The organism is Microbacterium deminutum (assembly GCF_039530205.1).
GTDB classification, from domain to species: Bacteria; Actinomycetota; Actinomycetes; order Actinomycetales; family Microbacteriaceae; genus Microbacterium; species Microbacterium deminutum.
The window spans coordinates 422867-436923 of sequence record NZ_BAAAOG010000001.1 but is presented as its reverse complement, the minus strand read 5'-3'; the positions used below and the strand labels follow the sequence as shown (position 1 = coordinate 436923).

Below are 14057 nucleotides of genomic sequence, written 5' to 3'. Positions count from 1 at the left end.
CCGCAACGCACTACCCTGACTGGGTGCCACGCTTCGATCTGAGCCTTTCCGAGTTGCAGTCGTACCGTCCCGACATCCGCGAGCCGGCCGATTTCGACGGGTTCTGGGCCCGGACGGTCAGCGCTGCGCGCGAGTTCCGAGACGAGGTGGTCGTCATCCCCGTGGATTCCGCGCTGCGTCAGATCGACGTGTTCGACGTGACGTTCCCGGGCTTCGGCGGCGATCCCGTCAAGGCGTGGCTGTGGGCGCCCCGGGGTGCCTCAGAGGCGCTCCCCACTGTCGTGGAGTTCAACGGCTACGGCGGCGGGCGAGGTCTGCCGCACGAGCGGCTCACGTGGGCCGCCGCAGGATATGCGCACCTGTTCATGGACACCCGCGGTCAGGGCGCGGTGTGGGGTTCCGGCGGCGAGACGCCTGATCCGCACGGGTCGGGTCCCGCGGCACCGGGGTTCATGACGCGCGGCATCGACTCCCCCGCGGACTACTACTACCGCCGCGTGTTCACCGACGGCGTCCGTGCCGTCGACGCGGTGCGCTCTCTCGATCTCGTCGATCCCTCGAGAGTGGCCGTCGCCGGTGGCAGCCAGGGCGGTGGCATCGCGATCGCCGTCGGAGGACTGGCGGATGACCTCGTCGCCGTCATGCCCGACGTGCCCTTCCTGTGCCACTTCGAACGCGCCATCGGAATGACCGGACGCGACCCCTATCAGGAAGTCGTGCGGTACCTGCAGGTGAACCGAGGCGCGCGGGAGCGCGTGTTCTCGACCCTGTCGTACTTCGACGGCGCGAACTTCGCCTCACGCATCACCGCCCCGACGCTCTTCTCGGTCGCGCTGCAGGACGAGACATGCCCGCCATCCACCGTCTACGCCGCGTACAACCGCGTGCCCGTCTCCGACAAGCGCATCGAGGTCTACGACTTCAACGACCATGAGGGCGGCGGCGGCTATCAGTGGCCGGTCCAGGCGAGCTTCCTGAGCCGTCTCGTGTCGCCGCCCACGTCATCGCGTCGCACCCGCACGCCGCGCTGACGCCCCAGGCTTTCGAGCGCCGCGTGCGTACGCTGGGAGGGCGGGCCACGAGATCAGCCTGTCCCCCGCATCAGACAAGGAGACCACGTGACGGATGCGGCATCGGGACGGGTCGTCGCGATCGACGCCGGCCAGACCGGCATGAAGGTGCGGGTGCACCATGACGGCCGCAGCGAGGACATCGTGTTCGCCGGCATCGGGACGCACGAACCGCTGCTGCCGCAGCTCGCCGAAGTCGTCCGCGCCGCGATCACGCGGACGGCGGCGAACCCCGACGTCGTCACGGCGGGCGTCTCGGGGCTCACCGACCGTGACAGCGATCCGGCCGCCCTGCTCGCGCTGCTGCAGGACACCGGCATCCACCATGCGGTTCTCGCGCATGACTCGACGACGTCGTTCCTGGGAGCGCTCGGCGACGCGCGCGGTGCCGTCGTCGCGTCCGGCACGGGTGTGGTCACCCTCGCGGTGGGCCGAGAATCGACCGCTCGTGTGGACGGCTGGGGATACATCATGGGGGATGCCGGCAGCGGCTACTGGATCGGACGCGAAGCGCTCGACGCGGTCATGCGGGCGTACGACGGCCGTGGGCCGCGGACGGCGCTCAGCGCGCCCGTCCAGGAGCGCTGGCCCGACCTGTCTCATGCCTACATCGCACTGCAGGCCGCCGAGGATCGGGTGAGCATCGTCGCCTCGTTCGCCGCCCACGTCGCCCGATGCGCCGACGAGGACGACCCGGTCGCCGTCGACATAACGGATGCCGCCGGGCAGCAGCTCGCGCACAGCGTGATGACCGCGCTGCGACAGATCGCACATGCCGACGACGAAGGGTTCGCGGTGTGCGCGCTCGGCGGCGTGTTCCGCTCCCGGCGGCTGCGAAACGCGTTCACCGCAGCACTTCCCGAAACCGTCGGTCGAGCGAGGCTCACGCTGGCAGATCCGCGCGGCGAAGGGATCGACGGCGCCATCGCCCTCGCCGACCTCGCGCCGGGGCATCCGCTCGCCTCTGCGGTGCGACGCGCGAGCGCCGCACGCTAGTCCCGCGACCGCATCCGCGGACGAGGAGGTGACGGATGTCGCGGCATCCGTCACCCCGTTCGGTCAGCGCAGGTCGTCGATGACCTCGTTGAAGGTCTTCGACGGCCGCATCACGCCCGCGACGAGAAGTTCGTCGGGGTGGTAGTACCCGCCGATGTCGACGGGCGAGCCCTGCACGGCCAGGAGCTCGTCGACGATCGTCTGCTCCTTCGAGGTGAGCGCGTCGGCGATCGGCCCGAAGACCTGGGCGAGCTCGGGATCCGCCTGCTGCGCAGCCAGTTCCCGCACCCAGTAGAGCGCGAGGTAGAAGTGGCTGCCGCGATTGTCGATCGTGCCGAGCGCGCGTCCGGGTGACTTGTCGTTCTCGAGGAATGTGCCGGTGGCGGCATCCAGTGTGTCCGCGAGGATCTGCGCGCGGACGTTCCCTGTGAAGTCCGCGAGGTGCTCGAGCGACGCGGCGAGTGCGAAGAACTCGCCGAGGGAGTCCCAGCGCAGGTAGTTCTCGGCAAGGAGCTGCTGGACGTGCTTGGGGGCGGAGCCGCCCGCGCCCGTCTCGAACAGGCCGCCGCCGGCGAGGAGCGGGACGATCGAGAGCATCTTGGCACTCGTGCCGACCTCGAGGATCGGGAAGAGGTCGGTCAGGTAGTCGCGCAGCACGTTGCCGGTGACCGAGATGGTGTCCTCTCCCCTGCGCAGGCGGTCCAGCGCGTACTGGGTGGCCGCCGCAGGCGGGAGGATCTCGATCGTCAGGCCGGCGGTGTCATGATCGGCCAGGTACTCGTCCACCTTCGCGATCAGTGCGGCGTCGTGCGATCGGGCGGCGTCCAGCCAGAACACGGCGGGGGTGGCGCTGGCACGTGCACGGGTGACGGCGAGCTTCACCCAGTCGCGCACGGCGATGTCCTTGGTCTGCGTCGCGCGCCAGATGTCCCCCGGCTCGACGTCGTGCTCGAGCACGACATCCCCTGCCCCGTTCACGACCTGCATGACACCGGCCGCCGCGATCTCGAACGTCTTGTCGTGGCTGCCGTACTCCTCGGCGGCCTGGGCCATCAGGCCGACGTTGGGCACGGTCCCCATCGTCGCGGGATCGAGCGGTCCATGTGCGATCACATCGTCGATCACGGTCTGGTACACGCTGGCGTAGGAGGAGTCGGGGATGACGGCGAGCGTATCGTCCTCGCCACCGTCGACGCCCCAGAGCTTGCCGCCGTTTCGGATCAGCGCCGGCATGGAGGCATCCACGATGACGTCGGAGGGGACGTGCAGGTTCGTGAGGCCCTTGTCCGAGTTCGTGTAAGACAGTCGCGGCCCGCGCGCCAGGTCCGCGGTGATCGCGGTGGCGATCGCATCGCCGCCCTCCACCGACGGCAGACCGGCGAGGATCGCGCCGAGGCCGTCGTTGGGCGTGAGCCCCGCTTCAGCGATCTTGTCGCCGTACGCGTCGAAGACGTCGGCGAAATAGGCCTTGACGACGTGACCGAAGATGATCGGGTCGCTGACCTTCATCATCGTGGCCTTGAGGTGCACCGAGTACAGGACGTCGTCGGTCGCCGCCTCACGCAGGGTCTCGGCGAGGAACGCGTCGAGCGCCTTGGCGGAGAGGAACGTGGCATCCACGATCTCACCGGGCAGGACCTTGAGCCCCGTCTTGAGCGTGGTGACTGTGCCGTCGGCGGCGACGTGCTGGATCGTGAGCACATCGTCGCCCGGCGAGACCCAGGACTTCTCGTTCAACTTGAAGTCGTCGTGGCCGAGCGTGGCGACCCGGGTCTTCGAGCCCTCGGGGAAGGCCTTGTTGCGGTGCGGATGCTTGCGCGCGTAGTTCTTCACGGACAGCGGTGCGCGGCGGTCGCTGTTGCCTTCGCGCAGCACCGGGTTGACCGCGGAGCCCTTGATGCGGTCGAAGCGCGCCCGGACGTCCTTGTCTTCGAGGGTCTCCGCCTCGTCGGGGTAGTCGGGGATGTCGAATCCCTGGCTCTGCAGTTCCGCGATGGCCGCCTTCAGCTGAGGGATCGACGCGGAGATGTTGGGCAGCTTGATGATGTTCGCCTCGGGCAGCGTCGCGAGTCCGCCGAGTTCGGCCAGCGCGTCGCCGACCTGCTGCTCGGGCGTGAGCTTCTGCGGGAACGCTGCCAGCACGCGTCCCGCGAGCGAGATGTCGCGGGTCTCGACATCCACCCCCGCCTGCCCTGTCACGGCTTGCACGATCGGGAGGAACGAAGCGGTCGCCAGCGCCGGAGCCTCGTCGGTGTGGGTGTAGATGATGGTCGAGTCGGTCACCGGTTCTGCTTTCGTTGGGGGCGTGTTTTCAGCCTATCGCACGGGCGAAAGTCTCTTGACGTCAAGATATCTCGCCAGGTGAATTCCTTATTAGAGCGGATTCTCGGGCGGGCGAGATCCGGCTCATCCGACTAACGTTGCCTCATGGGTGAGCTCCGACTGGTCGAACTGTCCGCCTCGACGATCGTGGCGGTCAACAACATGTCGCTCAAGCCCGGGCAGGAGCAGTATCTGGCGCCCGTGAGCTACGGCATCGCCGCGACTGTGGTCAATCCGCAGACGACGTGGCAGCGCGTCGTGGTGGACGGCGACGAGGTCGTCGGATTCGTGAGTGCGAACTTCGACCCCGATGAGCCGCAGGAGCACTTCCAGTCCGTGCTGTGGCGCATCAACGTCGACGCCGACGACCAGGGTCGGGGTGTGGGCCGATTCGCGGTCGCCCAGCTGCTCGAAGAGGCCCGCCGACGCGAGATGCACCGGGTCAACGTGATCTATGAGGCCGGAGAGGGCGGCCCCGAGCTCTTCTTCGAGCGCGTCGGGTTCACGCCCGTGGGCGAGACGGAGTACGGCGAGGTCATCGCCGAGATCCGGCTGTAGCGACGCGTTGGGCGCCGCGCGGCGGCGCGGCTGGGTAGTGGCGTGGTTGCGGGGCCCGGGCCGGCCCCCGGGCTCCGAAGATCGGGAATCGGGCCGCATCTCGGTGTGTGAGTGCGGAGAAGTTCCGATTTGAGGCGGGTTCCCCGAACTTCGGAGTGCGGTCGGCGTGCTTTTCGAGGGACACGCCTCCTCCCCACCTCCGCTGAACCGTGGAGTGCACACCACTGCGACCCCCCGGACCGCACGATGCCCGTGGACGCTTCAGCATCTCGTCATGGAACTGCATGAGTGGATCGACGAGAACGGCGGCATCGCGCACCGGCGAGCGGCCGACGAGGCGGGATTCGCGCTCCGAACCCGTCGAGCGGCCGTCCGGGATGGGTTGGTCGAGCGGATTCGTCACAACTGGCTGGCGACCGCTTCGGCTCCGGCGGATCTCCGAACCGCCGCGGAGAACTCCGGCCGGCTCGCGTGCGTGTCGGCCGCACGACGGCGGGGGTGGTGGATGCCTGAGGACATCGACGAGCGGATCCACCTGCGACTGGATCCGAATGGCGCCTCGGCCGACAAGGCCGTATTGGCTCACTGGACCCGAGAGCTCGCCCCTGCCCCCGGCTACGGGCTCGTCGAGTCAGTTGAGGACGCGCTCGCCCACATCGCCGTATGCCTGACGTCCGAGAATGCCCGCGTCGTGTGGGAGTCGGCGATACGTGTCGAAGGGCTGTCACTTGAAGCGCTTCGCCGAGTCCCCTGGCCCACGCGCGCCGCCGCGGCCTGTGCAGGCGCCGCGTCAGGGCTGTCGGACTCGGGCTTGGAGACCATCTTCGTGGTGAAGCTGGAGGGGTGGGATGTCGGCATCCGCCAGCAGGTCGTCATCGCCGGCAGGCGCGTGGATCTGCTCGTAGGCGATCGGCTCGTCGTTCAGATCGACGGATACGCGCACCACTCCTCGTCGCAGCAGCGGACGAAGGATGTCGCCCTGGACGCTGAGCTCGTCCTTCGCGGCTACACGGTGCTGCGCTTCACTTACGCACAGGTCATCCACGACTGGGACTCGGTCGAGCGAACGATGGCGCGAGCCATCGCAGCGGGGTTTCACCGTGCCGCCTAGGCTCCGAGTTTCGGGAATGTCGCAGTTTCCCGGCCGTTCGCAGGCTCGCGGTTCCGAAGACCGGCTCGATCTCCGAAGTTCGGACCCTGCCCAGCGCGGCGACCACCCCCGACCCCGACGCGGGATGCCCCGGTCCTCCGCATCCGCGGGGGCCGAGGCATCCGTCCATCGAACCCGTCTCAGACCAGCGACTCGCGCCACGCGGCGTGGAGCTTTGCGAACCGACCCTCACCACCGATCAGGTTCTCGGGAGAGTCGTCCTCGATGATGCGGCCGTGCTCCATGACGAGCACCCGGTCGGCGATCGCGACCGTCGACAGGCGGTGCGCGATGATGATCGCGGTGCGGTCGGCGAGCAGGGTCTGCAGCGCGTCCTGGATCATCCGCTCGCTCGGGATGTCGAGCGACGCCGTGGCCTCGTCGAGGATCAGCACCGACGGATTCGCCAGGAACGCGCGCGCGAACGAGATGAGCTGCCGTTGACCCGCCGAGACGCGGCCACCGCGCTTGTTGACGTCGGTGTCGTAGCCGTCCGGGAGCTTGTCGATGAAGACATCCGCCCCCACCGCCCGTGCCGCAGCCTGGATCTCGTCGAGCGTCGCGTCCGGCTTGCCGAGCGCGATGTTGTCGGCGACCGTGCCGCTGAAGAGGTACGCCTCCTGGGTGACCATGACGATCGCACGCCGCAGGTCCTTCGGGTGCAGGTTCCGCAGATCCACGCCGTCCAGCGTCACCGCGCCCCGTGTCGGGTCGTAGAAGCGCGAGACCAGCTTGGCGAGCGTCGACTTTCCGGCGCCCGTCGTGCCCACGAGAGCCAGCGTCTCGCCGGCAGGGATGTCGAGCGAGAAGTCGGGCAGGATCACCCGGTCCCTGGCGTAGCCGAACTCGACATCCTCGAAGCGGATGTGCCCGCGGGCGTGCCACAGGTCCACCGGCTTCGCCGGATCGGGAACCGTGGGCTGCTCCTCGAGCACGCCCGACACCTTCTCGAGCGCAGCCGTCGCGGACTGGTAGGAGTTCAGGAAGAACGCGACCTCCTGCAGCGGCGCGAAGAAGTTGCGCACGTACAGGACCGCGGCGGTGAGGACACCGAGCGCGAGCGCGCCGTCCATGACCCGGATGCCGCCCCACAGCAGCACGAGCGCCACGGTGACCGACGCCACAGCCATGAGCCCGGGCTCGAAGGTTCCGAAGAGCCTGATCGAGCGCATGTTCACGTCGCGGTAGTCGCTGGACAGCTCGCCGAACTCGTCGTCGTTGCGCACCTCCTTGCGGAAGGCCTTGACGGCCCGCATCCCGGTCATCGTCTCGACGAACTTGACGATCACCTTCGCGCTGATCACCCGCGACTCGCGGTACACGACCTGAGACCGCGTGTAGAACCAGCGCATCAGGAAGTAGAGCGGGATGCCCATGACCATCAGCACGACGCCGGACTGCCAGTCGAGCAGCACCAGCGCGATCAGCGTGAAACCGCCGTACAGCAACCCCGACACGAGCTCGTTGAGGCCCCCGTCGAGCAGCTCGCGGATCGAGTCGAGGTCGCTCGTCTGGCGCGAGATGATCCGGCCCGACGTGTAGGACTCGTGGAATTCGAGGCTCAGGCGCTGGGTGTGCAGGAAGATCCGCTTGCGCAGATCCAGCATGATCGCCTGCGTGAGCCGTGCGGCCACGACCACGTACCACCCGATTAGGGCGGCGCCGCCGAAGCCGGCGACGAGATAGACCGAGACGACGCCGATCGTCGGCATCCAGTTCAGCTCGTCGATCACCGCCGGAAGTGCCTTGTCGATCCCGAAGGCGATCAGCGCGGGACCTGCCACCCGCAGGGCTGTCGAGACGATCAGGACCACGGCGGCGAGCACGAGCTGCCACTTCAGCGGGCTGACGAGCGTGCCGAGCAGGTGCAGCGACCTGCGGCGGATCGCCTGGCTCTCTTCGCGCGAGTAGTCGGAGCGGTCTTCGCCGCTCGTCCCGGTGACGGTCGTGGTGCTCACAGGTTCACCTCCCTCTCCCGCAGGCGGGCTTCTTCGACCTCGAGACTCGAGATCACATGTCGGTAGTGATCGCTTTCGCGCAGCAGCTCGGAATGACGCCCGACGGCGGTGATGCGGCCGTCTTCGAGGAGGGCCACCCGATCCGCGAGCATGACAGTGGACGGACGGTGCGCGACGACGAGCGCCGTCGTCTCGGACAGCACCTCGCGCAGCGCGTCCTCGACGAGGGCCTCGGTGTCGACGTCGAGCGCCGACAGCGGGTCATCGAGTACGAGCACCGACGGGCGTGCGGCAACAGCGCGAGCGAGGGCGAGGCGCTGACGCTGGCCACCCGAGAGGCTCAGGCCCTCTTCGCCGATGATCGTATCGACGCCGTCGGGGAGGTCGTCGACGAATCCGGCCTGTGCGACCTCGAGCGCTTCGCGCAGCACGGCCTCGGCCTCGGGACCGCCGGGCTCGAGATCCTCGCGCCCGAGCAGCACGTTGTCGCGGACGCTCTGCGAGAACAGCGTGGCGTCCTCGAACGCCATCCCGACGTGGCGGCGCAGGTCGGTCAGCTCCATGTCGCGCACGTCGACCCCGTCGACGGTCACCCGGCCTCCCGTCACGTCGTACAGCCGGGACGGCAGCGTCGTGAGCGTCGTCTTGCCCGAGCCGGTGAGGCCGACGAGCGCCATCGTCTCACCAGGCTGCAGCACGAGGTCGATGCCGTCGAGCAGATCCGGTTCGTGTGCCGAGGCATCCTGATACCGGAAGTGCACCCCTTCGAACGCCAGTTCGCCGCGCGGGCGGGCGATCGTCGACGGGCTCTCGGGATCCACGATCGTGTTCTCTTCGTCGAACACCTCGAAGATGCGGTCCGTCGCGGTGCGGGCGTCGAGCAGGAACGAGAAGAGGAACCCGATCGATTCCATCGGCCAGCGCAGCACCGTGGCCATCGCGAAGAACGCGATGAGTTCGGGCACCTGCAGCTGACCGAGCTGCACCAGCACGATGCCAGCGCCCAGGCACAGCGCGAACGCGATGTCGGGCAGCAGCACGAGCCAGAACCAGATCCAGCCGGTTGCGGCGGCCTTGCGCAGCTCGGTCTGGCGGAGGGTCTCGGCCTGGCGCGTGAACTTCTCGAGGGCGTGCTTGCCACGCCCGAAGGCCTTCAGGACGCGGATGCCGTGCACACTCTCTTCGACAGACGTCGCGAGATCCCCGGCCTGATCCTGGCTCTTCCTTGCGAGCGACCCGTAGGTCTTCTCGAAGCGGTAGCCCGAATACCACAACGGTGCCGCACTCAGGACGAAGATCGTCCCCAGCAGCCAATGCCAACGGAACAGGATGATCGACCCGACGAAGATCGTGATCATGTTGACGACGAGCAGCACGATTCCGAACGCCATCCAGCGCCGGATCAGGCTGATGTCCTGCATCATGCGGCTGAGCAGCTGCCCCGACTGCCACCGGTCGTGGAACGCGACGGGCAGGCGCTGCAGACGTGAGAAGAAGCCCACCCGGAGGTCGTACTCGACCTTCGTCGCAGGAGCGAGGACGAACCAGCGTCGCGCCCACACCATGAGCGCCTCGAGGAGGCCCAGCACGAGGATCGCCACCGATCCCCAGACCAGCTGAGCGGGGTCGCCCGACGCGATCGGTCCTGCGACGACCGCCTCGAGCACGAGCGGGATGCTGAGCGCGAGCAGGCTCGCGATGAGCGCGCTGATCGCGCCGAGGGTGAGGCGCGGGAGCACTGGCCGGGCGAAGGGCAGCAGCCTCGCCAGCGCGCGAGGAGTGGACAATTCGGACCGTGGTGGTTCGGCGGTGAGGGTCATGATCCTTGTGGGGGTACTTGAGGGTCCTGGTGGGGACGGTGGAGCGGAGGCCCGGAGCGGGCGGAGGCGCGCGACGCGCGACGGAGCGGATCCTTCTGAAGGGAGGGAACGCTCCGTGACGCGGCGGTATGCCGGACGGCGGATGCCGAGGTTTACGCGGAGCGGCTACCCCTCGATGCGAGGCCGCGGGAGTCCGGTGACACCGAGGACGAACCCGGTCTTCGCAATGGCGACCTGGTACATGGCATCCTCCTGAGGTGTGATCGGACGAAGCTGTGCGCAAGCGCGACAGCCCTCCAGATTAGCCCTGAGAGTCGGCTGAATGCAAACTGCTTTTCGACGCCTCGGACCCGACCGCAGTGGAGCAGTCGGGTCCGAGGCGTCCAAGCCGAAGGCTACGCGGCGGCCTCGCGGGCGAGAAGGCTGCGCTTGACGTCGAGCCCCCAGGCGAATCCACCGAGCGAGCCGTCCGAGCGAAGCACCCGGTGGCAGGGAACGAACAGGGCGGGCGCGTTTCGCGCGCAGATGGATGCCGCGGCCCGCACCGCGCTCGGCTGTCCGAGTGTCGCCGCGAACTCGGCGTAGGAGAGCGGGTGGCCCGGCGTGATGTGGCGGAGCGCCGCCCATCCCGCGCTCTGCATGGGCGTGCCGTCCTGCACGACCTCGACGGTGTCGATCGCCGTCAGGTCGCCGGCGTAGAACGCGAGGGCCGACGCCCCGGCAGCCGTCTTGCCTTCCGCGACGTCCGCGGGCCGCAGCCGGGGGTGGATGCGGGCCAGCGCGGCGTCCGGATCGGCGGTCCAGCCCGAAGCCAGCACGCGGCCGCCCTCGTCGGCGACGATCGTGAAGGCGCCGTCCGGGGTGTCGATGGTCTGGATGGTCGCGGTCATGTCAGGTTCTCCTTCGGAGTGTGGGTCTTCACTCCGCCTGCGAGGGCGGGTGTTCGCTGGGGTCGGCCGAGTTCGCGAAGGGCACCGCGGGCGGCGCGGCTGCGGGGCGCAGGCGCCGCGCGGGGATGCACCGCCCGCCAGAGGTGCGCCGTGAGGTATGAGCGCCACGGCGCGGTGCGTGTCGCCCACTCGGTCAGCGACGCGGAATCGGACGGGATGCCGGCTGCCGCCGCGCCTGCGCGAACGGCGACGTCACCGGGGAGGACCACGTCGGGGTCTCCCGTCACGCGCATCCGCACGTAGTCCGCTGTCCACGGCCCGATTCCGGGCATGGCGAGCAGCGCCGCGCGCTGCTCAGTGCCGTCGTCCCCGGCGCCGAGCCGGAGGGATCCGTCCGCGAGCGCGGTCGCCACCCCGATCAACGCGGTCGTGCGCGCCGCGGGTCCGCGCAGCACTTCGTGACCGCGCTCGGCGATCGACGCCATCGTCGGGAACAGCAGGTGCGCCCCTTCGAACCCGTCGACGCGCTCACCGAGAGCGTCCGCGAGCACGGTCAGGGCCCTCCGGGCCGCGGACACCGTGATCTGCTGCCCCACCATGGCCCGTACCAGCATCTCGTGAGGATCGGCGGCGCCGGGCACGCGGATGCCGGGAACTCCGGCGACGAGCGGAACGAGTGGCGCATGGCGCGAAAGTGCGTCGTCGACGGCGATCGGGTCCGCGTCGAGATCGAACAGGCGCCGAGCACGGGTCACGAGGGTCGACAGGTCGCCGAGGTGCGTGATGCGGGCTCTCAGCCGCAGACGGCCCATTTCGTCGAGCCGGATCTCGAACCACGCGGGGCCGCCCTCGAGCCGAAGCGTGCGCGCGAATGCCGTGGGGGCGGCCCTCTCGACCCCGGGCACGGCTCGTGCGCCCATCCATGCGAACAGCCCGGCGGCGTCGAGGGGTCCGCGATGGGGCAGCACGAGATCGATGGCGCCTACGGGCTGCGGGGCGGCTTCGCCGGCTCGACCGGCGCGCCGCCGTCGCGCCCGCAGCTCGAGGGGCGGCATCCCGAACACCTCGCGGATCGTCTCGTTGAACTGGCGCACGCTCGCGAATCCGGCTGAGAACGCGACATCCGCCGCCGGCAGCTCGGTGCCGACGAGCAGCATCCGCGCGGTGTGCGCGCGATGCGCGCGACTGAGGGCCAGCGGGCCAGCGCCGAGCTCGGTCGTGAGCAGGCGCGTGAGATGCCGCGGTGAATAGCCGAGACGCGCGGCAAGGCCTGGAACCCCTTCGCGCTCGACGACGCCGTCGGCGATGAGGCGCATCGCCCGGCCTGCCGTGTCACCGCGCAGGTTCCACTCCGGCGAGCCCGGTGCGGCCTCGGGCAGGCATCGCTTGCAGGCGCGGTACCCCGCCTCGTGCGCCGCCGCCGAGGTCGCGTAGAACGTGACGTTCGAGGGCTTCGGCGTGCGTGCGGGGCAGCTCGGCCGGCAGTAGATCCCGGTGGAGCGCACCGCGGTGACGAACTGCCCGTCGAAGCGGGTATCGCGCGATTCGATCACGCGATAGCGCTCGTCGAAGCTCAATCCTGGACTGCTCATGCCCCTAGCCTGACACGGCTCCAGGACATCGGCTGGCGGAAATCGGACACGGCGGCGTGACCTCGTCGGACAGCGACTTCCGCCGTCGCCGTCAGTGGAAGAAGTGCCGCTCCCCCGTGAAGAACATAGTGACGCCCGCTTCCTGCGCCGCGTCGATGACCTCCTGATCGCGCACCGACCCGCCGGGCTGGACGATCGCGCGAATGCCCGCGTCGATCAGGACCTGGGGGCCGTCGGCGAAGGGGAAGAACGCATCGGATGCCGCGGCGGATCCGGCTGCGCGGCTGCCGGCGCGCTCGACAGCGAGGCGGCAGGAGTCGACGCGATTGACCTGACCCATCCCGATCCCGACGGTCGCCGACGCCTGCGCGAGCACGATCGCGTTGGATTTCACCGCGCGGCACGCCTTCCACGCGAAGATCAGATTTGTCATCTCGTCGTCCGTGGGGCGCTCCCCCGAGACGAGCCGCCAATCCCGGGCGACGGATTCGATGTCTTCGGGGAACCGGTCCGCGTCCTGCAGCAGGAGACCGCCCGAGACGAGGCGCACGTCCATGCGCTCCTGCTGCCAGTCGGCGGGAAGCTTGAGGACGCGCAGATTCTTCTTCAGCTGGAAGACGGCGAGGGCCTCGGGCTCGAAGTCCGGCGCGACGATGACCTCGGTGAAGATGTCGCGCAGGTTCTCGGCCATCTTGAGCGTGATCGTGCGGTTCGCGGCGATGACGCCCCCGAACGCCGAGACGGGGTCGCACTCGTGCGCGCGCAGGTGGGCGCTGGCGATGGGATCCAGCGCGTTGGGCGCGGCGACGGCGATGCCGCACGGATTCGCGTGCTTGATGATCGCCACGGCGGGCTTGACCATGTCGAACGCGGCGCGCAGCGCGGCATCGGCATCCACGTAGTTGTTGTAGCTCATCTCCTTGCCCTGCACCTGCGTCGCCTGGGCGATGCCGTGACCGCCGACGCGCGAGTAGATCGCGGCCCGCTGGTGGGAGTTCTCGCCGTAGCGCAGTGTCGTGAGGCGCTCGGCCGTGATCGTGAGGTGCTGGGGCAGGTCGACCCCGCCCAGGGTCTGCTCGGCGAACCAGGTCGCGACGGCCCTGTCGTACTCGCAGGTATGCGCGAAGGCGCGCGCCGCCAGCTCGCGTCGCTGGGTCAGCGTCGTACCACCTTCGCCGAGCGCCTGGATGATCGACGGGTAGGACTCGGGCGAGACCACGATCGCGACGTTCGAGAAGTTCTTCGCCGCCGCTCGCACCATGGCCGGCCCCCCGATGTCGATCTGCTCGACCACGTCGTCGCCCTGTGCGCCGGAGCGCACCGTCTCGACGAACGGATACAGGTTCACGACGACGAGCTCGAACGGCTCGATGCCGAGCTCGGCCAGCTGCTGCACGTGGTCCTCGAGGCGCAGGTCGGCCAGGAGTCCCGCGTGCACTCCCGGGTGCAGCGTCTTCACGCGACCGCCGAGCGACTCGGGAAAGCCGGTCACGGCAGCGACATCGGTGACCGAGAAGCCGGCATCCCGGATCGTCGCGGCCGTGGATCCGGTCGACACGATCTCGACGTCGGACGCGGCGAGAGCCTCGGCGAGCCGCAGCAGATCGGACTTGTCGCTCACCGAGACGAGCGCACGGCGGATCGGGATGAGGTCGCGGTGACGGTAAAGGGCGGGATCGTGGCTCGGGCCGGCCATGGAGG

The 14057-nt window shown here is 69.1% G+C and carries 10 protein-coding genes; 4 read left to right on the top strand and 6 right to left on the bottom strand.

The annotated features are described in order from the left end of the window. The first annotated feature begins 23 nt into the window (after window positions 1-23). Window positions 24-1031 carry an acetylxylan esterase gene (locus ABD212_RS01940; RefSeq protein WP_344090634.1) on the top strand — a complete coding sequence of 336 codons (1008 nt, stop codon included), beginning with the start codon at window positions 24-26 and terminating at the stop codon, window positions 1029-1031. Between the two features lie 87 nt (window positions 1032-1118). Then, entirely contained in the window at window positions 1119-2066 is a 948-nt protein-coding gene (locus tag ABD212_RS01935) for an N-acetylglucosamine kinase (RefSeq protein ID WP_344090632.1), read from the top strand. 63 nt (window positions 2067-2129) lie between these two features. Here ABD212_RS01935 and ABD212_RS01930 read toward each other — a convergent pair whose 3' ends face one another. Beyond that, entirely contained in the window at window positions 2130-4349 is a 2220-nt protein-coding gene (locus tag ABD212_RS01930) for an NADP-dependent isocitrate dehydrogenase (RefSeq protein WP_344090630.1), read from the bottom strand. A 144-nt stretch (window positions 4350-4493) separates the two neighbouring features. Between ABD212_RS01930 and ABD212_RS01925 the strand changes: the two genes are divergently transcribed. Further along, window positions 4494-4946, top strand: coding sequence for a GNAT family N-acetyltransferase (locus tag ABD212_RS01925; RefSeq protein ID WP_344090628.1), 453 nt, complete (start codon window positions 4494-4496; stop codon window positions 4944-4946). A gap of 274 nt (window positions 4947-5220) precedes the next feature. After that, window positions 5221-6057 carry an endonuclease domain-containing protein gene (locus tag ABD212_RS01920; RefSeq protein WP_344090626.1) on the top strand — a complete coding sequence of 279 codons (837 nt, stop codon included), beginning with the start codon at window positions 5221-5223 and terminating at the stop codon, window positions 6055-6057. A 179-nt stretch (window positions 6058-6236) separates the two neighbouring features. Here the strand turns inward: ABD212_RS01920 and ABD212_RS01915 are convergent, their stop codons facing one another. The 5 genes from ABD212_RS01915 to purH all read right to left on the bottom strand — a co-directional run bounded on the left by ABD212_RS01915 (window position 6237) and on the right by purH (window position 14052). Continuing rightward, entirely contained in the window at window positions 6237-8054 is a 1818-nt protein-coding gene (locus tag ABD212_RS01915; protein WP_344090623.1) for an ABC transporter ATP-binding protein, read from the bottom strand. Then, window positions 8051-9874: an ABC transporter ATP-binding protein gene (locus tag ABD212_RS01910; RefSeq protein ID WP_344090620.1), complete on the bottom strand. Its 1824-nt coding sequence runs from the start codon at window positions 9872-9874 to the stop codon at window positions 8051-8053. The genes ABD212_RS01915 and ABD212_RS01910 overlap by 4 nt, the downstream gene beginning before the upstream one ends. A 395-nt stretch (window positions 9875-10269) precedes the next feature. Beyond that, the gene (locus ABD212_RS01905; protein WP_344090617.1) at window positions 10270-10764 is read right to left on the bottom strand and encodes a methylated-DNA--[protein]-cysteine S-methyltransferase; all 495 of its coding nucleotides are present in this window, start codon (window positions 10762-10764) and stop codon (window positions 10270-10272) included. Next, the gene (locus ABD212_RS01900) at window positions 10761-12356 is read right to left on the bottom strand and encodes an Ada metal-binding domain-containing protein (protein ID WP_344090615.1); all 1596 of its coding nucleotides are present in this window, start codon (window positions 12354-12356) and stop codon (window positions 10761-10763) included. Before ABD212_RS01900 ends, ABD212_RS01905 begins: the two co-directional genes overlap by 4 nt. 91 nt (window positions 12357-12447) lie before the next feature. Beyond that, window positions 12448-14052, bottom strand: coding sequence for a bifunctional phosphoribosylaminoimidazolecarboxamide formyltransferase/IMP cyclohydrolase (gene purH, locus ABD212_RS01895; RefSeq protein WP_344090613.1), 1605 nt, complete (start codon window positions 14050-14052; stop codon window positions 12448-12450). Window positions 14053-14057: the final 5 nt, after the last annotated feature.

Excerpts from the sequence above, each read along its gene's own strand:
- purH (WP_344090613.1), bottom strand. The coding sequence starts at position 14,052 with ATGGCCGGCCCGAGCCACGATCCCGCCCTTTACCGTCACCGCGACCTC.
- ABD212_RS01925 (WP_344090628.1), top strand. The coding sequence starts at position 4,494 with ATGGGTGAGCTCCGACTGGTCGAACTGTCCGCCTCGACGATCGTGGCG.
- ABD212_RS01920 (WP_344090626.1), top strand. The coding sequence starts at position 5,221 with ATGGAACTGCATGAGTGGATCGACGAGAACGGCGGCATCGCGCACCGG.
- ABD212_RS01900 (WP_344090615.1), bottom strand. The coding sequence starts at position 12,356 with ATGAGCAGTCCAGGATTGAGCTTCGACGAGCGCTATCGCGTGATCGAA.
- ABD212_RS01910 (WP_344090620.1), bottom strand. The coding sequence starts at position 9,874 with ATGACCCTCACCGCCGAACCACCACGGTCCGAATTGTCCACTCCTCGC.
- ABD212_RS01905 (WP_344090617.1), bottom strand. The coding sequence starts at position 10,764 with ATGACCGCGACCATCCAGACCATCGACACCCCGGACGGCGCCTTCACG.